The following is a 24,417-nucleotide window of genomic DNA, read 5'->3' on the forward strand; positions in this document are numbered from 1 at the left end:
CTCGGTCTTCTTGCCCGGCATCAGGGCCGCGCTGCTGCGCGCATGGTGCCGAAGGGCTCCCAGAAGTAGTCAAAGCCGTCGGTGGGCCCGGTGAGGAAGCGCTGCGTGAAAAGGACCCCGATGTCCCCGTTTGGATAGACTGCGGCGCTGGTTCCGGAGCCTCCGGCCCAGCCCCACATCCCGGGTTCCGACCAGCCGGCACCGGGGCCGGTCTGCACGGCGCTCAGGTAGCCCCAGGACTCCTCTGAACCGGCCATTTCGGCGAAGCCTTCGCGCTGGCTGCCCACCAGCTGGTCCGTGGTCATCTGTTCGCGGAGCGCGGCGGGGACCAGGACGTCGTCGGCCAGAGCCGCCAGAAACGTCAGATAGTCGGGAACCGTTGAGAGCAGGCCGCCGGCCAGCGACTCGAACAGCGGGGGAGCGGCGAAGGCAGCGCGGTAACCGGCGGCTTCCACCAGCCCGTTTTCCGTGGGGTCGTAGATGGCTGGCAGCTGCTCGCTCCCGGCCGGGAAACCTGTACCGGTCAATCCCAGCGGACCGGTGATCCGCTCCGCCAGCAGCTCGCCCACCGAGCGCCCCGAAGCCCGTGCCAGCAGGACGGAGAGTACGTCTGCTCCGGCGTGGTACATCCAGCGGATCCCCGGCTGTGCTGCCAGCGGCAGCCCGCCCAGCCGGGCGAGGTACTCATCAGGGGTCATTCCGGGCGGGTTGGGTCCCCAGAGGAAATCCTGAGTCGCGGCAGCGTAGGGAGTCTGCCCGAAGTCCAGGCCAAAACCTGCGGTGAGGGTCAGGAGATGCCGGACGGTGACCGGCCCTTGGGCATCAACCGTGTCGGTCAAGGGCGCCTCCGGGGACACCAGCACCCGCAGCCCTGCGAGTTCGGGCAGCCAGCGCGCGACGTCGTCGTCCAGCGCCAGTGTGCCGTCCGCGACCAGGCTCAGCGCCAGTGCACCGCCCACCAGCTTGCTCAGGGAAGCGATCCGGAACGGGGTCTGGGCATCCATCGGCCGCGGGTCGTGGAAGCCGTAGCTGCCCAGCGCCAGGATTTCCCTCCGGCCGTCCAGCCGTACACCGGCCACCAGGCCGGGGCACCAGCCGGCGTCGACCTGGGCCTGCAGTGACTGCCGCAGGTTGGCGGAGGATTCGGGCATGCGTCCACCCTCCACCAGCGTAAAGAGCTGGTCAACCCGCTGCGGGGCGTCCACGCGGTCGAAGTCCGGCATGCAGAAGGGCCCGTACACCTGCCGTTTCCGGCAGGTGTACGGGCCCTTCTGCGTTCGGAGTCTTAGACGCCGTAGTAGAGCTCGAACTCGAAGGGGTTCGGGCGCAGCGACAGCGGGAAGATTTCCTGCTCGCGCTTGTATGCGATCCAGGCGTCGATCATGTCCTGGGTGAACACGCCGCCTGCCTGCAGGAACTCGTTGTCGGCTTCCAGTGCCAGCAGAGCTTCCTCAAGGGAACCGGGAGCCTTCTGGATGTGCTTGGCTTCTTCGGCGGGGAGCTCGTAGAGGTCCTTGTCGATCGGGTCGGCCGGCTCGATGCGGTTCTTGATGCCGTCCAGGCCGGCCATCAGCTGTGCGGCGAAGGCGAGGTACGGGTTGGAGGAGGGGTCCGGAGCGCGGAATTCGATGCGCTTGGCCTTCGGGTTGGAACCGGTGATGGGGATGCGGATACCGGCGGAGCGGTTGCCCTGCGAGTAGACCATGTTGACCGGAGCCTCGAAGCCCTTGACCAGGCGGCGGTAGGAGTTGACCGTCGGGTTGGTGAAGGCCAGAACGGCGGAAGCGTGCTTGAGCAGGCCGCCAATGTACCAGCGGGCCAGATCGGACAGGCCCGCGTAGCCCTTCTCGTCATAGAACAGCGGCTCGCCGCCGTTCCACAGCGACTGGTGGCAGTGCATGCCCGAGCCGTTGTCGTTGAAGACCGGCTTCGGCATGAAGGTCGCGGACTTGCCCCACGCATCGGCAACGTTCTTGACGATGTACTTGAACTTCTGCAGGTCGTCGGCTGCGTGCGTCAGCGTGGTGAACTTGTAGTTGATTTCAGCCTGGCCTGCGCCGCCCACCTCGTGGTGGGACCGCTCGACCTCAAGGCCGGCATTGTCCAGCTCAACGCAGATCGCGTCGCGCAGGTCTGCCTGCTTGTCCACGGGGGAGACGGGGAAGTAGCCGCCCTTGAAGGGGGTCTTGTTGCCCAGGTTGCCGCCTTCTTCCTCGCGGCCGGTGTTCCACGGAGCCTCGATGGAATCAACCTTGTAGAAGCTGCCCTGCGGAGCGGATTCGTACTGGACGTTGTCGAAGATGAAGAACTCCGCCTCGGGAGCAAAGAAGGCGGTGTCAGCGATGCCGGTGGAGGCAAGGTAAGCCTCGGCGCGCTCTGCGACACCGCGGGGATCGCGGAGGTAGGGCTCTCCGGTGCGCGGGTTCACGATGGAGAAGTTCAGGGCGAGGGTCTTCTCGATGCGGAACGGGTCCAGGAACGCGGTGGTGACATCGGGAATGAGCTGCATGTCCGATTCAGCGATGCCCTGGAAACCGCGGATGGAAGAACCATCGAACAGCTGGCCGTGAACGAAGAAGTCTGCATCGACGGACTTAGCCGGCACATTAAAGTGCTGCTGCACACCAGGGAGATCGGTGAACCGGATGTCGACGAACTTCACATCTTCGTCAGCGATGAACTTGAGGACCTCGTCCGCAGTCTTGAACATCGTGTCTATGCTCCTTATAAAGGTTGGGTGGAAAGGCCCCGGGCGGTGGACCTGTCCGGGCACCGGGCGGAAAATCCGCTCGATCCGGTAACTCCAGTAACTCTAGGCGGGCCCGATTACCCGCCCATGTCGCTAATGTTTCGGCGACGTTACATACGCCGGGCCATTTCCTCCACCCTAGCGTGTGCCCGGTCACCGGAGCACACCGTGGCCCGTCATGACGGCGGGACGGGGGCGCCGGTGCCAGCCGGTAGTCTTAAACCGTGGTTGACAGAAGAAGCTTAGGTTCATGGCTCCAGGGCCCGCCGTCCGATGAGGAAAACTGGCCCGGGCGCCGGCTCGGCCGCCCCCGGACAGGTCCGGGATCCATCGCCCGCGTAGGGCCGCGGCTCGGCGCGATCATCATCGACTGGGCGCTAGCGTCACTGATTTCCTACGCGTTCTTCGGCGGAACGGCAACGGCCAATCTCCTGGTGTTCGCTGCGGAGCAGATCATCCTCGTGGGGCTGCTCGGCTACAGCGTCGGCCACCGGGTCTTCAGTCTCCAGGTGCAAAAACTGGACGGCTCCGCCGCCGGACCCCTGGCCGGCGCCGTCCGTTCCATCCTGATCTGCCTGGTCATTCCCGCGCTGATTTTCGATGCCGACCAGCGCGGCCTGCATGACAAGGCCATGAACACCATCCTGGTGCGCGTGAAGCACGGCAGTCGATAGGCACCTGGCGTCAAAGGTGCACACCCGAAGAGGGCTTCTCTGGAGAAGCCCTCTTTGTATGTTCAGGTAGCTGCTAGTTCTAGCTCCTGGCTCGTGACGGCCGACCACGCTCTGCCGAACCCGGTCTGCCCGGCGGCCGATCGCGTCTGCGCCCGCCGACCGTTCCTGCGTCAGGCCACCGTTCCTGAGCCAGCCCACCCTTCCTGCGCCAGCCCACCCTTCCTGCCGCCTGGGCGAAGGCGAACACTTTGAAGCCGAGCTCTATCAGCCCGCAGCAGTTCCGGCGATGGCAGGTCCGTGTGCACAGGTTCCCACTCTGCGTGACAGGTGTTTCTTCCTGTGGTCACACCAGCCCCAACAGAAACGTTGGCCGGGAGTCTGTGCCGCGGTGGACCAGGGGCGGCGGAGTTTCCCTCCGTTTTGGGACAAGCCTGCCGGAATGGGACTTTCCTGCCGCGGCGCCGCGGCAGGAAAGTCCCAAAGTGGCGGGGAAGTCCCCAAACGGAGGATTTCCGGCACGCCCCCAGCCGATTCCCGCGTATGCCGTCCGGGCACCGGCATCGGCCCCGATCGCGCCCGATGCGCCTGGTGCCGCCCGACCGGCCCGGCTGCGCCCGACGCCGCCGAGCTCCCAACGACGCCCGACGTCGCCGAGCTCCCAACGACGCCCGACCTGCCGGGCGTGCCAGCCGTCGCCCGGCGCGACCCGCCGCTGAGCGTCACTCACACCCGGACTTCCCCGCCCACCCGTCCATACCCTGCATACTGCACACGAAAAAGGGCCCCCGGTAAGGGGCCCTCGTTCGATGTTCAACTGTCGGCTGCCGGAGCTAGCGCCCGCGTGCTGCCTTGCGGTCGGGCCGGGCCTTGTAGGGGTCGATGCCCTTGGGAATCGGCAGGCGCTGGCCCAGGGCGGACAGGCGCTTGTTGACGGCCTGGACTTCCTGCTTGGTCAGCGACTTCTTGAGCTTCCGGACCTTCTTGGCCACCTGCTGGAGGGGGACCTGGCCTTCGCCGCGTCCGGTCTGGATGACATGGACGGGAACGTTCGGCGCGATGCGGTTCATCTTCCGGCGTTCGCCGTCAACGAGTGTCCGGACCCGGTTGGAGGGGCCCTCGGTGACCAGCACGATGCCGGGACGGCCGATCGCGCGGAACACGGCATCCTGGGTGCGCGGGCTGACGGCAACCGGCTGTTCTTCCAGGATCCAGCCGCGGCGCAGGACGCTCAGGGCTGCGCCCGAGGCACCCGGCTGGCCTTCAATCTGCGAGAAGGCAGCACGTTCAGCGCGCCGCGAAAGGATGAAGACAGCGGCCAGCAGGCCCAGCGGGATAGCGATGATGAGCATCGTGACCCAGTTGTCAATCAGGAAGCCGATGGCCAGAGCGAGGATGATGATGCCAAAGAAGGCGCCAGCCATCCACCAGACCACGCTGGGATCGTTGCGCCGCGTCATCTTGAAGACATCGGCGATCTGTTTCATGCGGCCGGGCTGCTTGTTCTTCTTTTCCGCCTTCGGCTTGCGGGAGAAGAGGCCGCGCCGGGCGCCCTTGGATGCGTCGGAATCAGTGCTGTTGGCCATAATAAGTCAATTCTACGTGATGGAGGCGCGGCATCTTCTCCCCGTGACACGGGTAGTCGGCGAGGATTGCAGCGGGCTTTTAGCTGGTGGAAACGGCGCTCAGCGCCGGGCCAAAATGGAGGATGCCTCCTGGGCTGCCGTGCCGGAATCCTCGATGTGGGCGAGGTTCGGCGGAAGCTCCCGCCCTTTCTTGCGCATCGCCCCAGCCCAGAGCCGTCCGGCCCGGTAGGAGGACCGGACCAGCGGCCCGCTCATCACACCGAGGAAGCCGAGCTCCGTGGCCTCGTCGCTGAGCTCCACGAACTCTTCGGGCTTGACCCAGCGGTCCACCGGGAGATGCCGTTCGCTGGGGCGGAGGTACTGGGTGATGGTCAGAAGGTCACAGCCGGCGTCGCGCAGGTCCCGCAGCGCTCCCGAGATTTCCTCCCGGGTTTCGCCCATGCCCAGGATCAGGTTTGACTTGGTGACCATGCCCAGCGCCTGCCCCTGTGTAATCACGTCCAGGGACCGCTCGTAGCGGAATGCCGGCCGGATCCGCTTGAACAGCCGGGGAACCGTTTCGACGTTGTGGGCGAAAACCTCGGGCGCGGCGTCGCAGATGGCCTGGATGTGCTCCGGTTTTCCGGAGAAGTCCGGAATCAGGATTTCGACGCCGGTCCCGGGGTTCATCGCATGAATCTGGCGGATGGTTTCCGCGTAAAGCCACGTGCCTTCATCGGCCAGGTCATCGCGGGCGACTCCGGTGACCGTGGCGTAGCGGAGGTTCATGGACTGGACGGAACGGGCGACCTTAAGCGGTTCCATACGGTCCACGGGCGAGGGCTTGCCGGTGTCAATCTGGCAGAAATCGCAGCGCCTGGTGCACTCGGAACCGCCGATGAGGAAGGTGGCTTCCTTGTCCTCCCAGCACTCAAAGATGTTCGGGCAGCCGGCTTCCTCGCAGACGGTGTGCAGGCCTTCTTTTTTTACCTGGTTCTTGAGCTGCACGTACTCCGGGCCGATGTTGACCTTGGCCTTGATCCAGTCGGGCTTGCGTTCCACCGGAACGGCGACATTGCGCTGCTCGATCCGCAGGAGACGGCGGCCTTCGGGGGCGAGTGTCACTTCAGGGCTCCTTCGTTCCGGACGGCGCCGGCTTCTTCTGCGGTTGTGGGGGATGCTCCCTGTTTGTTCGACAGGGCACCGAGGGTGCGGATGAGCTGGGTTTCCACCTGGTCTGCGATGCCTGCCGGCGATACCGGCGCCCCGGTCTCCGCGCTGATGGAGGTGGTGCCGGCATCGGTGATGCCGCACGCAATGATCTGCCCGTAGGGGTTGAGGTCGTTGCTGCAGTTCAGGGCGAATCCGTGCATGGTGACCCCGTGGTCAACCCGGATCCCGACGGCGGCAATTTTGCGGTCCTGGCGCAGGCCGTCCCCGCGGATCCAAACCCCCGAGCGTCCGTCGACGCGTTCGCCGTGAAGCCCATAGCCTGCCAGCACGGTGACCAGGGCATCTTCCAGAGCTGCAACATATTCCACCACGAGGACCGGATCGGGCAGGCGGAGAATGGGGTACCCCACCAGCTGGCCCGGCCCGTGCCAGGTTAGTTTGCCGCCGCGGTCCACGCTGATGACGGGGGTGCCGTCGAAGGGACGCTCGTGTTCCTCGGTCCGCCTCCCGGCCGTATAAACCGGGTGATGCTCCAGCATCAGGACCGTGCCGGGCCTGGTGCCGGCGCTCACTTCCGCGTGTATCCTGCGCTGAAGATCCCAGCCATCCTGATAATCGACATAATCCGGGGCAAAACCAACGCGCTGAAACTCCAAATCCATAGGGTCAGCGTAGCGCCTGTCACACCCGAGGTCCCTATGAGTCGCATCACGTGTATGCCGGGCTGTGGATAACTTCTGCAGGATTCACCGGTCCGCGCTAGAACTGTCGGCATGGAAACAGCAGGGCAGGAGAGCCAGGATGCAGGCCGGCCGGTTAACCCGTCTTCCGGCGTGCTGCCGGACGCCGGCGGAGCCGCAGAGTTCCCGGGGGAAGCGCGCCGTCCTTCGGTGAACGACGCCGGCTGGCGGATCGGCAGGTGCCTTGGACAGGGCGGCAGCGCGGCGGTTTGGCTTGCGGAACGAACGGTCGACGGCGCCCGGTTTGCCCTCAAAATGCCGTACGGCGCCACGGCTGACGAGTTTGAGCTGCGGCGGGAGCTGGCTATCCGCTCCCGGCTGCGGCATGAGAATCTGCTGGAGGTTCACGGATTCCTGGCGACGGCCGACGGGCCGGGACTGCTGCTGGAGTACGCGCCAGGGGCCAGCCTTGCCCGTTTGGTTGCGGTGCGAAAAACACTGAGTGAAGGCGAGACTGTTACGGTTTTGGTCGCCGTGGCCCGCGCCCTGGCCTGTCTGCATGCTGAGGGATCCGCGCACGGCGATGTTTCCCCCGGCAACGTGTTGTTTACCGCGAACGGCAAACCGCTGCTGGCTGACTTTGGAACCAGCCGGATGCTCGGGGAAGGCCGGGAGGCGGGCGTGGGAACCCCGGGGTTCGAGGCGCCCGGGATGAAGCCGGACGGGCGGGCGGCGGGCGCCGCCCTGGACGCAGACGTATACGCCCTCGGCGCGCTGGGCTGGTTCATGCTGACCGGCCGGGCGCTGGTGCCTGGCCTGCGGCCTCCGCTTCGTGTGGCGCTGCCCGGGCTGCCGGCGGAGCTGCGGATACTGCTTGACGCTGCCCTCGATGAGGACCCGGCTCAGCGTCCCGCTGCGGCGAAGTTTGCCGCGGAGGTTTTCCGGGCCTGGCCGGCCGAACCAATCGATCTCCTGGCAGCGGTGCATCCCAGCGTGCGTCCTGAACTGCGGACCCGCCGGAGCGTCCTGGCGCAGGGGAAGGAACCCGGAAGGCGCCTTCGGCTGCGGAAACGGCGTAGAAGCAGGACGCCGCCATGGGAGGAAACGGGCCGGCCCCAGCGTCGGAGCCGGTTGCCGGGGTGGAACCCGGTTCGGGGGAGCGGAGCCTACGGATCTGCGGCACCGGCACCACGGGCACCGGCACCACCGGCGCCACGGGCACCGGCACCACCGGCACGGGCGGAGCTGGAGCCCAAGCGCCGCTCCGGGCGGCGGCCTGCCCGGAATCCGGTCTGGCTTGGCGCGGCGTCTGTCCTCGTGGCTTTGACGGCAGGTCTTGGCGGGGTCGCCGTCCTGGCGCCGGAAGTGCTCCGCCCCTCGGACGAGGCACCGATACCGGCTTCCCGTGAGGCTTCCGGCGGCACCAATGCTCTCGAGGAGTCCGGTCCTGGTGCCTTGGAAGCGCCCAATCCCGCCGGTGACCCCAGTCCCGCCGGTGACCCCAGTCCCGCAGCTGAGACGGGGAGATCCGGCTCGCCGGCGGAGGCAGAACTGGCTGTGCTGGCCGGGGAGGATCCCGTGGCGGCAGTGCGGATGCTCTCCGCACTCCGCGCCCGGGCCTACGCGGAAGGCGATCCGGCGTTTCTTTCCTGGGTCAACCAGCCGGACTCTGCCGCGGCAGCGGCCGACCTCGCCGGCGTGGAACTGCTCCACAGCCAGGGCGAGCGGCTTGCGGGACTGGAGGTCGAGGTGGTCCAGGCGAAGCGGCTTGGCGGCTTCCTCATTGGCGCGGATCCGGGGGAGCAGGTGGCGGTCACCACCGAGAATTCGGCGTACGTCCAGATGGGGGCAGACGGCGTCCCGACGGCAGCCCCGGGAACGGCCGGACGGCAGGAACTTGTCCTCGAACTGGTGCGGACTGATGAGGGGTGGAGGATTGCAAGGGTGCTTCCTGCCGCGGCGGGGCTTGAACCTGGCGGGGGTGCACAAAGATAGGATCGGGAGTATGAGTTCAACTCCTTACCTCCGCTATCCCGACCTCCACGGCGACCGCGTTGCGTTTGTGGCTGAGGATGACGTTTGGGTTGCCCCGCTTTCCGGCGGCCGGGCCTGGCGTGTTTCCTCCCTGCAGCTGCCGGCCCGGAACCCGAAGTTCTCCCCTGACGGGTCACGGATTGCGTGGACGGTTGTACAGGGCGGTGCCCCGGAAGTGGTCACCGCCGATACCGAGGGAGGAGATTTCCGCCAGCTGACGTTCTGGGGCAACCAGAACACACGGGTGCGCGGCTTCAGTCCCGCCGGGAAAGTCATTGCCACCAGCCCGTTTGAATTTGAGGATTTCCGGCTGCGGTGGGCTTATGAGGTGCCGCTGGACGGCTCCTCGCCCGTACGCCTGCCTTACGGTCCGCTCGACACTCTCGCCGAGGGGCCGGCGCTGGGCGATGAACGCCCCCTGGTCATCGGCTCGGTTCTTAGCCGCGAGCCGGCCCGCTGGAAGCGCTACCGTGGCGGAACAGCCGGAAAGCTCTGGATAGACGCTGACGGGAACGGCGAGTTCACCCGCCTGGTGCCTGAACTGGACGGTAACTTGGCGTATCCGATGTGGGTGCAGGGCCGGATCGCCTTCTTCTCCGACCATGAGGGCTACGGCAACATCTATTCGGTCACGCCCCAGGGCACCGGTCTGCGCCGGCACACGGACTTCCAGGATTTCTATGTGCGGCATCCATCCAGCGACGGGACCCGCATCATCTTCGAATCCGCCGGGGAACTGTGGCTGATGGAGGACTTAGACTCCGAACCAGCAAAACTGAATATCCGCCTGGGTTCTGCGGGCACCGGACGCCGGCCCTACCCGCTCAACGCCGCACGCCACCTCAAGGCGGCCATGCCCGACACCGAAGGCAAGTCCAGTGTTGTCGAAAGCCACGGAACTCTTCACTGGCTGACGCACAAGGACGGTCCCTCACGCGTCATCGAAGCAACTGCGGGCGTTCGTGCGCGTCTGGGCCGCCCGCTGCCCGGGGGACGGGCTGTCTTTGTGGCCGATCCTGGAAACGAAGAAGCCTTGTTCATCAAGGACGTTTTCGCCTCCCTGCCGTCCGGCCACCAGGTCTCAGCGCCGGCTGCGCCTCCTGTACCTGCCGCCGCACCCGAGCAGCCGGTGCTGCCAAGGCCTGTGTCCGCGGCTGGCCGCACGCTGGGCAAGCCGGTGGTCGAAACCGCGGGCCCGGAAGTCCGCCAGACGGCTGTACATGACACCGGCGCTGATTCCGCCGACGGCGCCGGTGCGTCCGAAGCCGTACTGGTGTCGCAGGACACCGCTATGGAGACCGGTGTATCCCGGATCGCCTTCGAGGTTCCCACCCGCACCGCCGAACTGCTTCCGAGTCCGGACGGGAAACTGGTGGCCGTTGCAACCGAGAAGGGGCAGGTCCACCTGCTGGATGTGGACACCCGTGAGCTCGTCCTCATCGCGGACGAGGGGCACGGCGCCGTCGAAGAGCTTGCTTTCAGCCCGGACTCGCGCTGGCTGGCATGGGTCGAGCCCGTTGTGGGCGAAGGTGCCCGCTCCCGGATCCGGCTCCGGGAAACGGCCGGCTCCGCGCCGGAGACCCAGGACGTGACCGACGGACGGTTCCATGACCACAGTCCTTCCTTCACCCCGGACGGCCGCTTCCTGGCCTTCCTCTCCGAGCGCAGCTTTGACCCGGTCTACGACACCCATGGCTTCGACCTTGGTTTCCCCACCTCAACCAAGCCCTTTATGGTGGCGCTGGCAGCGGCCACTCCCTCTCCGTTCGGACCGGCTGCCCATGTCGTGGAGCAGCCGAAACCGGTCGACAGTGCCGTGGAATCCGATGATCCTGAGGGCGCAGACCGCGAATCAACGGAGGTCCGGGTAGACCGGGAACGCCTGGCAGAGCGCCTTATTGCCGTACCGGTTCCGCAGGGACGCTACTCCAAGCTGCGGGCGGCAGACGGCGCCCTGCTGTGGCTCGCCGAGGACGTCTATGGCGTGACGGGTGATGGCCGGGCGAGCTCCGGCGACCGGACTCCGGGCAAACGGCTTGAGCGTTTTGATCTGGTTAAGAAGGAAGTGTCCGTGCTGGTGCCGGCACTCGGGGACTTTGAACTCAGTGGGGATGGCAGCACCGTGCTGCTGCAGCATGAGCACCGGCTGCGTGCTGTTCCCGCCACCACGCGCGCCGACGAGGACTCCGCCGAGAGCACCGACGTCGACCTGTCGCGCATCCGGGTCCTTTTGGAACCGGTGAAGGTCTGGGGGCAGGCCTTCGATGAGGCCTGGCGGCTGCAGCGCGACTTCTTCTGGACTCCTGACATGGGTGGCCTGGACTGGGACGGGGTGCATGCGCGCTACCGGCCGCTGGTGGAGAACCTTGGTTCCCATGACGACCTGGTGGACCTGCTCTGGGAACTGCACGGGGAACTGGGCACCTCGCATGCCTACGTCACTCCGGCATCCGTTGCCGAGGCCGGCGCCGGTGCGCAGGGGTTCCTGGGGGCCGATCTGCGGCCGGGCCCTGGAGGATGGGAAGTCGTGCGGATCCTGGACCCTGAGTCCTCGGATCCCCAGGCCATCTCGCCGCTCAGCGCACCGGGAGCAGACGTCCGGCCGGGGGACATTATTGCGGCTGTCGACGGACTGCCGGTACCGGCAGACAAGGGGCCTGCTGCACTCCTGGTGGGAGCGGCCGGCCGGGTTGTGGAACTGACGGTACTCCGGCCGGAGGAGGGTTCAGCCCCCGGTCAGCGCCGCATCGCGGTGATCCCGCTGCGCAGTGAGGAGCGTTTGCGCTATCAGAACTGGGTCAACGGGAACCGCAGGGCGGTCCGCAGCGCCTCGGAGGGCAGGTTCGGGTACCTCCACATTCCGGACATGGTCGCCAGCGGATGGGCCCAGCTGCACCGCGACCTGGACAGCGAAGCGGCAAAGGACGCGCTGATCATCGACGTCCGGCACAACCGGGGCGGACACACCTCGCAGCTGGTGGCGGAACTGATCGGCCGCAAGGTCACGGCCTGGAGCCTTCCGCGAGGCGAGCAGCCCGGCACTTATCCGGCCCAGTCGCCGCGCGGTCCCGTCGTTCTCCTGACGGACGAATTCGCCGGATCCGACGGCGATATTGTGACCCAGGTTGCGAAGCTGCGCGGGATCGGCCCGGTCATTGGCACCCGGACGTGGGGCGGCGTCGTCGGGATCGACGGCCGCTTTGCGCTGGCGGACGGCACCGGAGTGACGCAGCCGCGTTACGCCTACTGGTTCACCGGCGGAATTGGCTTTGGTGTGGAGAACCGCGGCGTAGAGCCGGACATCGAAGTTCCCTACCCGCCGCATGCCTATGCCGCGGGGGAGGACCCGCAGCTCGAACACGGCGTGGGAATCCTCAAGGAGATGCTTTCCGAGCTCCCGACGGATCAGCCGCCGGCGCGGGAGGGCTATCCCAGCCTCCGCCCGGCCCCGCTGCCGCCGCGTCCGCAGGACACGGCAGCGAAATCCTAGCCCGGCTTTCCGCATGGCAGAGGACCCCTTCCCTGACGGGGAGGGGTCCTCTGACAGTTGCGGCAGGCGGGGACGCTAGGACTCCAGCGATGCCTCCATGGTGATGCTGATGCCGGCCAGCGCCTGGGATACCGGGCAGCCCGTCTTGGCGGAGTCCGCAAGGTCGGCGAATTCTTCCGCCGTCAGCCCGGGAACCACCGCGGAGACCCGCAGATGGCTGCCGGTGATGCCGGTTCCCGGCACGAAGGTGACTTCTGCAGAGGTTTCAATCCGGTCGGCGGTTTTGCCGGCGTCGGCCAGCGCAAGGCTGAAGGCCATGGAGAAGCAGGCGGAGTGCGCGGCGGCGATGAGCTCTTCCGGGCTGGTGCGGCCCTCGGCTTCCTCCGCCCGCGCTTTCCAGGTGACGTCGTAGGTGCCCAGATGGGACGAATCGAGGGTGACTTCACCCTTGCCGTGGAGAAGATCGCCGTGCCAGACGGTGTGGGCTGCGCGGACAGTAGCCATGGATGCTCCTAATTCGGGATGGGCTCGGGGCGGTGTCCCGGCCGCTGCCGCCCATCCTTGCAGGTCATCCGTGCAGGAACCAGACCCCGCGCAGCTTGGGCGCGCATCGGGAGGGATGGCTTAAAAAGAGTTCCTCCCCTCCAAAGCGGAGGGGAGGAACCCGGAAATTACTGCCAAGGCAATGAAGAGATGGCAGTTACCACATGGTGGCCACAGCGATGTTCACCACGGCGAGGATGCCAACGCCGTTGGCCAGGGTGCGCGAAACGGGCTGGTCCTTCTTGTACTTGCGCTGGCCGATGAACGCCAGAACCGTGACGACCACCGTGATGGTGAGCTTAACGGCGATTTTGGCGTAGTTGATGTCGCCGTCTCCCATCTCGTTCATTCCAACGAGAAGGATGCCGGTGAGCAGCTGCAGCAGCGCAGCGTGGAACTGGCCGGGCATCACGGTCGGGTTCTTGATCCGGGAAATCCAGATGCCCACGATCATGGCGGCGCCGAGGATGTGCAGGAAGACAAGGAAATTGTGAAGGAAGTCCATGGTCTCGATCTTACCGACACTGTGTCAGCGGAACGCAATTCTCTGCATAACACTTCTACAACGGGTAGAAAAGAGGCGGCTTAACGACGACGGCGGGCGGCCCCGAAAGGGAACCGCCCGCCGTCGTTCGCTGGCTTAGAGGCCCAGGTCTGCCTCGAAGTTGCCTTCTTCCAGCCGTGCCCGCAGGGTCTGCAGGAAGCGGCCGGCGTCGGCACCGTCCACCAGGCGGTGGTCGTACGTGAGGGAGAGGTACATCATCGAGCGGATGGCAATGGTGTCATTGCCGTCCGCATCGGTGCGGACCACCGGACGCTTGACAATCGCGCCCGTGCCCAGGATGCCGACCTGGGGCTGGTTGATAATCGGCGTGTCAAAGAGGGCTCCGACGCTGCCGATGTTGGTGATGGTGAACGTGCCGCCGGACAGTTCGTCCGGACCGATCTTGTTGTTGCGGGTGCGTGCCCCGACGTCGGCGATGCGCTTGGCCAGGCCGGCGATGTTCAGGTCCCCGGCGTCGTTGATGACCGGAACCAGCAGACCCTTATCGGTATCCACCGCGATCGCCAGGTGCTCGGCGTCGTGGTAGGTGATCTCCTGCTTCTCGGCATCGTAGGCGGCGTTGAGGACCGGGTGCTGCTTCAGTGCCTCAACGACAGCCTTGGCGATGAACGGCAGGAAGGTCAGGTTGGCACCGTTCTGGGCCTTGAACCCGGCCTTGGCCTGCTGGCGCAGAGCGGCGATGCGGGTCATGTCCACTTCGTGGACCTGGGTCAGCTGTGCCGACGTATCCAGGGACTCGACCATCCGGCGGGCGATGGTCTGCCGGATCCGGGGAGCCTTGACCGTGGTGCCGCGCAGCTTGGCGCTTTCTTCGCTGATCTTGGCGGCCGGGGCCGGCTTTCCGGAGGTGGCAGCGGCGGGAGCAGCCTGGGCTTCAGCCTTCTTGGCCTCAGCAGCAGCCAGGACGTCCTGCTTGCGGATGCGTCCGGCAACGCCGCTGCCCTTGACGGCGGCGAGGTCGATGCCGTGCTCGTTGGCCAGCTTGCGGACCAGCGGCGTGACGTAGGTGCCTTCGGAGCCTGCGGACTCTTCCTTCGCAGCTTCCTGCTTGGGCGCTTCCTTCGGAGCGGCCTTGGGGGCCTCTTCCTTGGCAGCTGCCTGCTTCGGCTCGGCGACCGGCTCTTCGCGTTCCGTCGACGGCGCGGCAGCAACCGGCTCGGCTTCCTTCGGTTCTGCCTTCGCCGGCGCGGCGGAGCCGGAACCGATGACAGCCAGAACGGAGCCGACCTCAGCGGTATCGTCTTCGTTCACCCGGATTTCCAGCAGCTTGCCGGCGACGGGGGAGGGGATCTCGGTATCTACCTTGTCGGTGGAGACCTCGAGCAGCGGCTCGTCCACGGCAACATCGTCGCCGACAGCCTTCAGCCACCGGGTAACGGTGCCTTCGGTGACGCTCTCGCCGAGGGCGGGCAGGGTGACCTCGGTGCTGTCGCCGGAGCCGGATCCGGTATCGGACGAACCGGAATCCTGTGCTGCCGGGGCGGCCTCTTCTGCGGGAGCTTCCGGGGCCGGAGCTTCTTCCTTGGCCGGCTCTTCCGCTGCCGGGGCATCGGAGGAGGAGGCCGAAGAGCCGGAACCGTCGCCGATGCGGACGAGTGCCTCGCCGACCTCGGCGGTCTCGTCTTCAGCGACGAGGATTTCCTCGATGACGCCGGCTACGGGGGAGGGGATCTCGGTGTCGACCTTGTCGGTGGAAACTTCGAGCAGGGGCTCGTCTACGGCGACGGTATCGCCCACCTGCTTCAGCCAGCGGGTAACGGTGCCTTCGGTGACGCTCTCACCAAGCGCGGGTAAGTTCACGGTTTCAGACATATTGTCCCCGTTTCTCCTTGTTAGTTCTTTGACCAGCCGTGCCGCTGGTGCTGGTTGGTTTGAGCCTAGTGCACCCGGCGGCAATGCTGCCGGGTGCACCAGGGAATACTTGCTTTGTGTCAGCCGTGCAGCGGCTTGCCGGCCAGGGCCATGGCAGCCTCGCCGAGGGCTTCGTTCTGGGTGGGGTGGGCGTGGAGCAGGCCGGCCAGATCCTCCGGGTACGCTTCCCAGTTCACGATCAGCTGTGCTTCACCGATCTGCTCGCCGATGCGGCCGCCGATCATGTGGACACCGATGATGGGGCCGTCCTTCTCCCGGACCATCTTGATCAGGCCGGAGCTGCCCAGGATGGAGGTCTTGCCGTTGCCGGCCAGGTTGTATTCCTGGACCTGCACGTTCTCGGCGCCGAGCTTTTCCTTGGCCTTGGCCTCGGTGAGACCCACGGAAGCGATTTCCGGCTCGCAGTAGGTGACCTTCGGGATGTTGACGTCTTCGACGACAACGGGCTTCAGGCCGGCGATTTCCTCGGCTACGAAGATGCCCTGCTGGAAACCGCGGTGTGCCAGCTGCAGGCCGGGAACAATGTCGCCGACGGCGTAGACGTTGCCCACGCCGGTGTGCAGGCGGTCGTTGGTGATAACGAAGCCGCGGTCCATGGTGAGGCCGGCCTCTTCATAGCCCAGGTTGGCGGTGACGGGACCGCGGCCGACGGCGACCAGAAGCAGATCCGCTTCGAAGGTCTTGCCGTCCACGAGGGTGACTTTGACGCCGTCGTCGTTCTGCTCGACCTTGTCGAAGAAGGTGCCGGTGTTGAACTTGATGCCGCGCTTCTTGTAGGCGCGCTCCAGGTTCTTGATGATGGCCGCGTCTTCGTTGGGGACCAGGGAGGGAAGGCCCTCGATGATGGTGACGTCCACGCCGAAGGAGTTCCAGACCGAGGCAAATTCGACGCCGATGACGCCGCCGCCGAGGATGATGGCGCTCTTGGGGACGTAGTCCAGGTTCAGCGCCTGGTCCGACGTCAGTACGCGGCCGCCGATTTCCAGGCCCGGCAGTGAGCGGGAGTAGGAGCCGGTGGCGAGGATGATGTTGGAACCCGTGTAGGTTTCGCCGTTCACCTCGATGGTCTTTTCACTCGTGAGACGGCCTTCGCCCTCGATCACGGTGACGCCCTTGGACTTGATCAGGCCCTGCAGGCCGCGGAACTTGCCGGCAATGATGTTGTCCTTGTAGGAGTTCACTGCATTCATGTCCACGGAGTCGAACGTGGCCTTGATCCCGTACTTCTCCGCCGTCTTTGCATTTTCGGCGATTTCCGCCGAATGCAGCAGGGCCTTGGTCGGGATACAGCCGTTATGCAGGCAGGTGCCGCCGAGCTTTCCCTTCTCAATGAGGCCAACGGAGAAACCCAGTTCCACGGACCGGAGTGCCGCGGCGTATCCGCCGCTGCCTCCTCCGAGGATCAGGATGTCGAATTCTTGCGCAGTTGCCTTATCGGCCACGTGGACGCTCCCTCGCGTAATCGGTTGACGCACTCAGGGCGCGTCGGTTAGTGATTTGGGCGGTTGTGATCAGGTCTCACACTATCTCCCCCTTTGTTCCTCAGCCACTCAGCTACGGCGGCGGAATAAGGATTGTAAGGAGAAACACGCGCAACAATTGTCTAATGAGTTGCGCAGGTTACAGCTATGGGTGTTATACCGAACGCGATATAACGTCTTCGGCGTAGGCAACCAGTGTGCGGACCGCGACGCCGGTGCCTTCCTTGGGCGTATAACCGTACGGTGCCGCCTCGTTGAACGCGGGTCCGGCGATATCCAGGTGCGCCCAGGGGATCTTTACTCCGTCGACTTCGCCGACAAACTCACGGAGGAAGACGGCTGCGGTCATCATGCCGCCGAACCGTTCGCCGATGTTCGCGAGATCCGCGGTTTGTGAGTCCAGGCTCGCGCGCAGCTCCTCCGGGAGCGGCATGGGCCAGAACAGCTCACCGGCGCGGTCCGCGGCGGCTTTCACCGCGTCGCGGACGCCGTCTTCACCCATGACCGCGGAGACGCGGTTGCCCAGGGCGACCATCTGGGCTCCGGTGAGGGTGGCGACGTCGATCAGGACGTCCGGTGCTTCCTCGCTGGCGGCAACCAGGCCATCGGCCATGACCAGCCGGCCTTCGGCATCGGTGTTGAGGACCTCCACGGTGCGCCCGCCGTAAGTGGTCAGGACGTCGGAGGGGCGCTGCGCGGTCCCTGAAGGCATATTTTCGGCCAGGCAGAGCCAGGCGGTCACCTTGACGGGCAGCCCCAGTTCAGCCACGGCCAGCAGGGCGTTCAGTACGACGGCGGCGCCGCCCATGTCGGATTTCATGGCCTGCATGCCCGCGGCGGGCTTCAGGGAGATTCCGCCGGTATCAAAGGTGATTCCCTTGCCCACCAGGGCCAGCTTCGCCTTCGGACGGGCGGGGGCGTATTCGACTTTGACCAGGCGGGGCGGACGGGCGGAACCCTTGCCGACGCCGAGGATTCCGCCAAAGCCTTCACGTTCCAGTTTCTTCTCGTCCCACACCGTCACCTTGACCGGCAGCGACCGGGCCGCTTCACGGGCAGCCGCGGCGAAGCTCTCCGGGTAGAGGTGGCTGGGTGGCTGATTGACCAGGGAGCGGGTGGCGTTGACGGCCCGGCCCAGGATGCGGGCCCGTTCAACAGCGGGTTTCAGGGCTGCATCACCCGCGGCAGCGGTAACCACGGTAACCGCGGACACCGGGGCGGGGACCTTGGAACCCTTCGCGCTGCGGTACTCCGTAAAGCTATAGGCGCCAAGCAGGGCGCCTTCTGCGACAGCCGCTGCATCGTCGACGGTCGCAGCGGGGAGCGCGAGGGCCACGCTCGAGGTTCCGGCGAGCTGGCGGACGGCGGAGCCCGCGGCCCGGCGGAGGGTTTCGGTGCTCAGGGATTCGCCGGCGGAAACCGGTCCAAGTCCGGCCAGTACCAGCATCTGGGCATCATGCTCCGGAAGGCCGGGGATCCGGATCACCTGGTCCGGGGCGCCGGTGACCCCCAGAAGGGAAAAGGAACCGGCGAGGGCGGAGGAAGCCTTCTGTGAGAGCGGGCTGTCGACGAGCACGGGGCCATCCGGACTTTGCCCGACCCCCACTACCAGGGCCTGCGCTGCTACCTTGCGCGCATCCCGGGAAACCACCTGCAGGTCCGGCTCACTGGCTTTGCTCACGAAGCTTCATCCTCACGTCTTATATCTGTTTGGTAATGCTCTGCTGTACCGATCGTAGTCTCTCCGGGCCGGGACCGCCGGGACGCCGCCCGGTGGTCCGGAATGAATCGGGTCCCTGCTGGCGTTTACCCTGTAGTAAGGGATTGACAACACCGCGCTTGTTTTAGACAGCGCCGCCCGCCGACCAAACGGGACGAGTTGCAGGAAGGTAAGAACATGCTTGATCCGCTGACCCTGTTTAACCTGAACCCGGAACTGGCCGATTCCGCTGACCTGCGGGGACTTCGGCTGATCGCCGGGTTTACCGGTTTCGGCGAGGCAGGCCACGTCGTCACCCAGGTGCGTGACGAACTGTTCGAGAACCTCGAGCACGAGCTGGTGGCGACGTTTGACGCCGACCAGCTCATTGATTACCGGGCCCGCCGCCCGCAGCTGACTTTCGTGGAAGACCATTTCACCGGATACGAGCCTCCACGGATCGAGCTGCACCGCTTCTATGACGGACTGGGGGAGCCTTTCCTTTTCCTCACCGGATTTGAACCGGACTTCCAATGGGAACGGTTCACGGCAGCTGTTCTGCGGATCGTGGAGACCCTGGAGGTTTCGCTGGTGGCCTGGGTGCACTCCGTTCCGATGCCGGTGCCGCACACCCGGCCGATCGGCGTCACCGCCCACGGCAACCGGCCGGACCTGATCGAGGGAATCAGCTCCTGGAAGCCGACCGCCCAGATCCAGGCCGCCGTCGGGCATCTGCTGGAGCTTCGGCTCTCCGAGGCCGGAGTCGACGTCATTGGCCACGTGGTCCATGTGCCCCACTACCTCTCCGACGCCGAGTTTCCGCCCGCTGCCGTCGCGGCGCTTGAATATCTTGGGGCGGCCGCAAATCTCGTCCTGCCCACTGACCGGCTCCGGGAGTCCGGCCGCGAGGTTGAAAAGCAGATCGCCGAACAGGTCGAAGCCTCCGCGGAGGTCCGTGGCGTCGTCGCCACCCTGGAAAGCCGGTACGACGAGTTCACCGGCAGCACGTCCCGGCGTTCACTGCTGGTCAAGGACAATGATGAGCTTCCCGACGCCGAAGAGCTCGGTGCCGCAGTGGAGGCGTACCTCGCCAGCCCCCAGGCTGAGGAAGAGACAGAGGCGCTGCTGGATGCGCTGGGCCAGGATTCCGCGGAGGAGCCCGATCCGCAGCAGGTAAAGAAGGACGAGGACACCGTTGAACCGAATGGCCCCACTGCGCTTCCCGGCAGGGACGAAGATCCCGGACGTTCCGGGGGAGCGGGGTCGCCCCCGGCCGGGTAGCCCGCGCAACGCTGCGGGGAGGGCAGTATGAAGCACAAGGGGGCCTGGCTGGTATGGGGTGCCGGTGTTTTCGCGTACATGGTGGCCGTCACCCAGCGCACCACGTTTGGTGTCGCAGGGGTGGAGGCCACTGAGCGGTTCTCCGCAACCGCATCGGTGCTGTCAGTTTTCACGGTCGTACAGCTGCTGGTCTATGCAGGACTGCAGATTCCAGTCGGCATGCTGGTGGACCGCTTTGGTCCGCGGCTGCTGATTGCAGCTGGGGCTGCACTGATGTGTGCCGGCCAGTTCCAACTGGCGGTGGCGGACTCCGTCGCCGGCGGAATTGCCGGCCGCTCACTGGTCGGGGCCGGAGATGCATTGACCTTTATCTCGGTGCTCCGGCTGCTGCCGGCCTGGTTCCCCGCAGCGAGAGTTCCCATTCTGACGCAGTGGACCGGAATTATCGGGCAGCTCGGGCAGATCGCCAGCGCCATTCCCTTCGCCTTCGTGCTGCGCAGTTTTGGCTGGAACACCGCTTTCGTCAGCGCCGCGGCGCTCTCGGTGCTGGCCCTGGTCCTTGCGGCCGCACTGATCCGCAATTATCCCGGCAGCTCCCGGCCACCCGCTGCCGCCGCCCAGGAAAGCGGTTCCTCGCTCGCCGCAGCCTGGCGGCATCCCGGCACCCGGCTGGGCCTCTGGACACACTTCACCATTCAGTTCCCCGGCACGGTCTTCGTGCTGATGTGGGGCTATCCCTACCTGGTCAGCGGCGAAGAGGTTTCTCCGGCCACCGCCTCGATCCTCATGACACTGTTTGTTGCCGTCGCAATTCTCTGCGGACCGTGGCTGGGCACCTGGGTAGGCCGGCACCCGATGCGCCGGTCCACCATGGTCCTGCTAATCGCCGGGGCCATGGCCGCGGCCTGGCTGGCCGTGATGCTCTGGCCGGGGCCGGCGCCGGTCTGGCTGCTGGCGGTGCTGGTGGCAATGCTCGCCGTTGGCGGGCCGGGATCCATGATCGGGTTCGATTTCGCCCGGACCTTCAATCCCAGCAGCCGGCTTGGAACGGCAACGGGAATCGTGAACATCGGCGGGTTCCTGGCGTCCCTGATAGCGATGTACCTGATCGGCCTGGTGCTGGATCTGCTCTATTCGGGTGGATTCTCCAACGGTGACCTGTACAGCCTTACGTCCTTCCGGATAGCCCTTGCGGTCCAGTTCGCCGTGATGGGCCTGGGCATCGGCGGGATCCTGCGCAGCCGCAGGATCGTTCGTGCCCGGATGGCCGGTGAAGGGCTGCGGCTGCCGCCGCTTCGGGAAGCTCTTGCACGCGAACGACGGCGCCGCCGGGATGAACGCCAAGGCCGGGGCGGCACGGGACAGCAGACACATACCGGGGAGTAGTCCTCCACACCCTGGTCCGCGGTCTCAGGGCCGCATCCGTGTCCACAGCCGCGGCGGCCCGCCGCCCGCTTTTGTCATCCGGCGGGCAGGCTGGCCGGATGAACGAATCCCACAGCCCCGGCAACCCCTTGGCAGGCACAGCGCCAGATCACGCGGCAGGCACGCCGGCTGCTCCTGCTCCGGATGATGCGCCAGACCGTACCGGCACCCACCCGGCTCCCGGCTGTCCTGAGCCCGACAATGTTCCTGGCAGGCCCCGCGGGTCAGACGCGGAGCCTGCGGCCTTCGAACAGGGCGGGGGCAATGCCGGATTGAGCGCCGGATCACCGCAGGACATCCTGGCATTCGTGCCGCACTGCCTCGGCTTCGTGCCGGAGGAATCGCTGGTCCTCATGACGCTCCACGGCCGCAGGCTCGGGGCCACGCTGCGGCTGGACCTCCCCGGCCGCAGCAGCGGTTCCCGCGAGGAGGAGGGTGGGCAGCGGGCGGAGGAGGGCTTCGAAGCAGACTACTCCGCCCGGATCTGCAGCCTCCTGAGCGGCGACGTCCAGGCCGACGGAGTGCTCATGGTCATCTACACGCAGGAGCCCTGGGCCGCCGGATGCCCTCCGCCGCGCAGCGGATTGGTAAACCGCCTCAGGCAGGGCCTGGCAGGGCAGGGTCTGGAGCTGCGCGATGGCTGGCTCTCCGGAAACGGGCACTGGCGGGATTTCTTCTGCTCGTCCCATGAATGCTGTCCCTGGCCGGGTTTCCCCCTTGAGGAGATCGCGGGGAGCAGGCTCAACGCTGAACTCGTCTTCCGGGGAAGCGCCTACTCGTCATCGCTGCAGGCTGCTGTGGAGCTGGCCGGTGCAGGCCTGCCCGGCAGCAGCCCGCCCGATCCCGCTACAGCCCGGAGCCAGGCGGCCAGCCGGCGGCGTCTAGCCGGCAGATGGACGCAGCCCGGGCATTTCATCCGGACGCTGGAGGCCTGGAACGACTGTCTTAAGGGGCACCGCAGCCCCCGGGACGACGGCCTGCTCCTGGCGAGCCTGGAATCCAAACCCATCAGGGATGCCGTGCTGGTACTGGCTGCGATAGACCTGCCCGCGGCCGTAGCTGGTTCCCGGTATTGGCTTGGTGCCGAAGGGCAGGCTGCACGCGGGGAAGATGCGGGAGAGGAAGGCCCAGACGGGGAAGGTCCGGGCCAGCCGCGGGACGGGTCTTTGGAAGCCGGCACGGTCTTCCGCAGCATGCTGATCGGGCGGGGGAGCCGAGTTCCCGACTGGGACAGTATGGACCGCGCGCATGAGGCCCTCACCTCCCTGCTGCAATCCGCGTCCGGCGAATCGGCCGCTGCGGTGCTGACGCTGCTCGGCTGGCTGGAATGGGCCCGCGGGCGAAGTTCCCGGGCAAGTCTCTGCTTTTCCGGAGCGCTGCGGGTCACTCCGGGCTACCGGCTGGCCCAGCTGCTTCAGGCCCTCCTGATGAGGGGAGAACTGCCCGAATGGTCACTGTCTCCGCAGACGGCGTGGCGGGGCGGTGGTGCAGGCTAGGAGGAAGGCAGGATCCGCGCGTTGGGCGGAGGGCTGAGGCCCGCAGACACGGTGTCCTCCAGCCGGGGCATTGTGCTGGTGGTTGACCGAAAACATGCGACAATGGGAACCGAGACCCGGTTGGGTTCGTGTATCAAGTGTCGTTCCGCACCTTCCGTTGACAAAACAGAGGGAATAAGGAACCGGGCGCGGTGCGTTTTCATAGAAAGCACCCCGCGCACCGACCATTTGGTTTTTAGCACGGACTTGACAGGGTCATAGTGGTGTTGCCCCCATGGTGGCGCCGCAGCCCGCCGTATTGAAAGGTTTTCTGTGTCCGCGAGAAAGACAACTGCTGTCAAAGAGACTGACACTGTGACTGCCGCACCCGAGGTTGCCGAGGCGGCCTCTGCCGCAGGCACCAAGACGGCCGCCAAACCAGCCCGCAAGCCGGCCACCCGCAAGGCCCCGGCCAAGTCCGCTGCCGCCAAGACCGCGGCAGCGAAGAAGGCAGCCGAGGACGCCGACGCGCAGTCTGATGAGGTTGAGGTTGATCCCGCCGATGTGGACACCGACGCGGCTGATGCCCCTGAGGCTGCGCCCACCGGATCCGGATTCGTCTACTCCGACGCTGACGACGACGACGCTCCCGCCCAGCAGGTGGTGTCCGCCGGCGCCACGGCAGACCCCGTTAAGGACTACCTGAAGCAGATCGGCAAGGTTGCACTGCTTAATGCAGAGCAGGAAGTCGATCTGGCACTGCGTATCGAGGCAGGCCTGTACGCCGAAGAGAAGATCGCAGCGGATCCGGACATGGATCCCAAGCTGAAGCGGGATCTTCAGCAGATCATCCACGACGGCAAGCGCGCCAAGAACCACCTGCTTGAAGCAAACCTGCGGCTCGTCGTTTCCCTGGCCAAGCGCTACACCGGCCGCGGCATGCTGTTCCTGGACCTGATCCAGGAAGGCAACCTGGGCCTGATCCGCGCCGTTGAGAAGTTCGACTACACCAAGGGCTTCAAGTTCTCCACCTACGCCACCTGGTGGATCCGGCAGGCGATCACCCGTGCCATGGCTGACCAGGCACGTACGATCCGTATTCCGGTGCACATGGTCGAGGTCATCAACAAGCTTGCCCGCGTGCAGCGCCAGATGCTGCAGGACCTTGGCCGCGAACCGGCTCCCGAGGAGCTGGCCCTGGAACTGGATATGACCCCTGAAAAGGTCGTCGAGGTTCAGAAGTACGGCCGTGAGCCGATTTCGCTGCACACCCCGCTTGGCGAGGACGGTGACTCGGAGTTCGGTGACCTGATCGAAGACTCCGAAGCCGTGGTGCCGGCTGATGCAGTGAGCTTTACGCTGCTGCAGGAACAGCTGCACTCCGTGCTGGACACGCTGTCCGAACGTGAAGCCGGTGTTGTGGCCATGCGTTTCGGCCTCACCGACGGCCAGCCCAAGACGCTGGATGAGATCGGCAAGGTTTACGGCGTAACCCGCGAGCGTATCCGCCAGATCGAATCCAAGACCATGTCGAAGCTGCGCCACCCGTCGCGTTCACAGGTTCTGCGCGACTACCTGGACTAATCCAGGCCACAACCGCAATGCGGGGCAGCAGGATGCACCACAGCTAAGCACCACAGCTAAATAGACGGCCGCGAGGGTCTGAGAACGGTATTGCACCGGGCTCAGGCCCTCGCCCTTTGTCCGGACGCCC

16 protein-coding genes and 1 pseudogene are annotated in these 24,417 nt (G+C 66.0%); 7 read left to right on the plus strand and 10 right to left on the minus strand.

The window, feature by feature from the left end; all coding sequences use genetic code 11:
- Window positions 1–20: 20 nt before the first annotated feature.
- Together H9638_RS14380 and glnA are read right to left on the minus strand one after the other, a co-directional pair.
- Complete coding sequence (locus H9638_RS14380) at window positions 21–1,223, minus strand: serine hydrolase domain-containing protein (RefSeq protein WP_225217450.1); 1,203 nt, start codon at window positions 1,221–1,223, stop codon at window positions 21–23.
- Between the two features lie 62 nt (window positions 1,224–1,285).
- On the minus strand, window positions 1,286–2,710 hold the full coding sequence (gene glnA, locus H9638_RS14385; RefSeq protein ID WP_191748501.1) for a type I glutamate--ammonia ligase: 1,425 nt from the start codon (window positions 2,708–2,710) through the stop codon (window positions 1,286–1,288).
- Between the two features lie 263 nt (window positions 2,711–2,973).
- Between glnA and H9638_RS14390 the strand changes: the two genes are divergently transcribed.
- Window positions 2,974–3,423, plus strand: coding sequence for an RDD family protein (locus H9638_RS14390; RefSeq protein ID WP_191748503.1), 450 nt, complete (start codon window positions 2,974–2,976; stop codon window positions 3,421–3,423).
- An 830-nt stretch (window positions 3,424–4,253) separates the two neighbouring features.
- Here H9638_RS14390 and H9638_RS14395 read toward each other — a convergent pair.
- The 3 genes from H9638_RS14395 to lipB form a co-directional block, all read right to left on the minus strand.
- A complete protein-coding gene (locus tag H9638_RS14395; RefSeq protein ID WP_191748505.1) occupies window positions 4,254–5,006 on the minus strand; it encodes a DUF4191 domain-containing protein in 753 nt (250 codons plus the stop codon).
- Window positions 5,007–5,105: 99 nt separating this feature from the next.
- Window positions 5,106–6,110 carry a lipoyl synthase gene (gene lipA, locus H9638_RS14400; protein ID WP_191748507.1) on the minus strand — a complete coding sequence of 335 codons (1,005 nt, stop codon included), beginning with the start codon at window positions 6,108–6,110 and terminating at the stop codon, window positions 5,106–5,108.
- Window positions 6,107–6,820, minus strand: coding sequence for a lipoyl(octanoyl) transferase LipB (gene lipB / locus H9638_RS14405; RefSeq protein ID WP_191748509.1), 714 nt, complete (start codon window positions 6,818–6,820; stop codon window positions 6,107–6,109). Before lipB ends, lipA begins: the two co-directional genes overlap by 4 nt.
- Before the next feature lie 111 nt (window positions 6,821–6,931).
- Between lipB and H9638_RS14410 the strand changes: the two genes are divergently transcribed.
- Together H9638_RS14410 and H9638_RS14415 are read left to right on the plus strand one after the other, a co-directional pair.
- Entirely contained in the window at window positions 6,932–8,833 is a 1,902-nt protein-coding gene (locus H9638_RS14410) for a serine/threonine-protein kinase (protein ID WP_191748511.1), read from the plus strand.
- A gap of 10 nt (window positions 8,834–8,843) precedes the next feature.
- Window positions 8,844–12,362: a S41 family peptidase gene (locus tag H9638_RS14415; protein WP_191748513.1), complete on the plus strand. Its 3,519-nt coding sequence runs from the start codon at window positions 8,844–8,846 to the stop codon at window positions 12,360–12,362.
- 75 nt (window positions 12,363–12,437) lie between these two features.
- Here H9638_RS14415 and H9638_RS14420 read toward each other — a convergent pair whose 3' ends face one another.
- The 5 genes from H9638_RS14420 to H9638_RS14440 all read right to left on the minus strand — a co-directional run bounded on the left by H9638_RS14420 (window position 12,438) and on the right by H9638_RS14440 (window position 18,504).
- The gene (locus H9638_RS14420; protein WP_191748515.1) at window positions 12,438–12,866 is read right to left on the minus strand and encodes an OsmC family peroxiredoxin; all 429 of its coding nucleotides are present in this window, start codon (window positions 12,864–12,866) and stop codon (window positions 12,438–12,440) included.
- Between the two features lie 196 nt (window positions 12,867–13,062).
- The gene (locus H9638_RS14425; protein ID WP_191748517.1) at window positions 13,063–13,410 is read right to left on the minus strand and encodes a hypothetical protein; all 348 of its coding nucleotides are present in this window, start codon (window positions 13,408–13,410) and stop codon (window positions 13,063–13,065) included.
- Window positions 13,411–13,545: 135 nt separating this feature from the next.
- The gene (gene sucB, locus H9638_RS14430; protein WP_191748519.1) at window positions 13,546–15,282 is read right to left on the minus strand and encodes a 2-oxoglutarate dehydrogenase, E2 component, dihydrolipoamide succinyltransferase; all 1,737 of its coding nucleotides are present in this window, start codon (window positions 15,280–15,282) and stop codon (window positions 13,546–13,548) included.
- Window positions 15,283–15,401: 119 nt separating this feature from the next.
- A complete protein-coding gene (gene lpdA / locus H9638_RS14435; RefSeq protein ID WP_066301204.1) occupies window positions 15,402–16,784 on the minus strand; it encodes a dihydrolipoyl dehydrogenase in 1,383 nt (460 codons plus the stop codon).
- A 193-nt stretch (window positions 16,785–16,977) separates the two neighbouring features.
- The gene (locus H9638_RS14440) at window positions 16,978–18,504 is read right to left on the minus strand and encodes a leucyl aminopeptidase (RefSeq protein ID WP_191748521.1); all 1,527 of its coding nucleotides are present in this window, start codon (window positions 18,502–18,504) and stop codon (window positions 16,978–16,980) included.
- Between the two features lie 216 nt (window positions 18,505–18,720).
- On the opposite strand from H9638_RS14440, the pseudogene H9638_RS14445 reads away from it, so the two are divergent.
- From H9638_RS14445 to H9638_RS14460, 4 genes and pseudogenes are all read left to right on the plus strand, one after another.
- Window positions 18,721–19,614: pseudogene (locus H9638_RS14445) on the plus strand (proteasome assembly chaperone family protein); the annotation flags it as partial.
- Between the two features lie 216 nt (window positions 19,615–19,830).
- Window positions 19,831–21,189, plus strand: coding sequence for an MFS transporter (locus tag H9638_RS14450; RefSeq protein ID WP_191748524.1), 1,359 nt, complete (start codon window positions 19,831–19,833; stop codon window positions 21,187–21,189).
- 311 nt (window positions 21,190–21,500) lie between these two features.
- Window positions 21,501–22,724: a DUF4192 domain-containing protein gene (locus H9638_RS14455; RefSeq protein WP_191748526.1), complete on the plus strand. Its 1,224-nt coding sequence runs from the start codon at window positions 21,501–21,503 to the stop codon at window positions 22,722–22,724.
- Window positions 22,725–23,036: 312 nt separating this feature from the next.
- Window positions 23,037–24,287, plus strand: a complete 1,251-nt coding sequence (locus tag H9638_RS14460; protein ID WP_318241893.1) for an RNA polymerase sigma factor — start codon at window positions 23,037–23,039, stop codon at window positions 24,285–24,287.
- Window positions 24,288–24,417 lie beyond the last annotated feature (130 nt).

The organism is Arthrobacter pullicola, from assembly GCF_014836875.1.
Taxonomy (GTDB): domain Bacteria; phylum Actinomycetota; class Actinomycetes; order Actinomycetales; family Micrococcaceae; genus Arthrobacter_B; species Arthrobacter_B pullicola.

Excerpts from the sequence above, each read along its gene's own strand:
- H9638_RS14380 (WP_225217450.1), bottom strand. The coding sequence starts at position 1,223 with ATGCCGGACTTCGACCGCGTGGACGCCCCGCAGCGGGTTGACCAGCTC.
- glnA (WP_191748501.1), bottom strand. The coding sequence starts at position 2,710 with ATGTTCAAGACTGCGGACGAGGTCCTCAAGTTCATCGCTGACGAAGAT.
- H9638_RS14395 (WP_191748505.1), bottom strand. The coding sequence starts at position 5,006 with ATGGCCAACAGCACTGATTCCGACGCATCCAAGGGCGCCCGGCGCGGC.
- lipB (WP_191748509.1), bottom strand. The coding sequence starts at position 6,820 with ATGGATTTGGAGTTTCAGCGCGTTGGTTTTGCCCCGGATTATGTCGAT.
- H9638_RS14410 (WP_191748511.1), top strand. The coding sequence starts at position 6,932 with ATGGAAACAGCAGGGCAGGAGAGCCAGGATGCAGGCCGGCCGGTTAAC.
- H9638_RS14415 (WP_191748513.1), top strand. The coding sequence starts at position 8,844 with ATGAGTTCAACTCCTTACCTCCGCTATCCCGACCTCCACGGCGACCGC.
- H9638_RS14420 (WP_191748515.1), bottom strand. The coding sequence starts at position 12,866 with ATGGCTACTGTCCGCGCAGCCCACACCGTCTGGCACGGCGATCTTCTC.
- H9638_RS14425 (WP_191748517.1), bottom strand. The coding sequence starts at position 13,410 with ATGGACTTCCTTCACAATTTCCTTGTCTTCCTGCACATCCTCGGCGCC.
- sucB (WP_191748519.1), bottom strand. The coding sequence starts at position 15,282 with ATGTCTGAAACCGTGAACTTACCCGCGCTTGGTGAGAGCGTCACCGAA.
- H9638_RS14450 (WP_191748524.1), top strand. The coding sequence starts at position 19,831 with ATGAAGCACAAGGGGGCCTGGCTGGTATGGGGTGCCGGTGTTTTCGCG.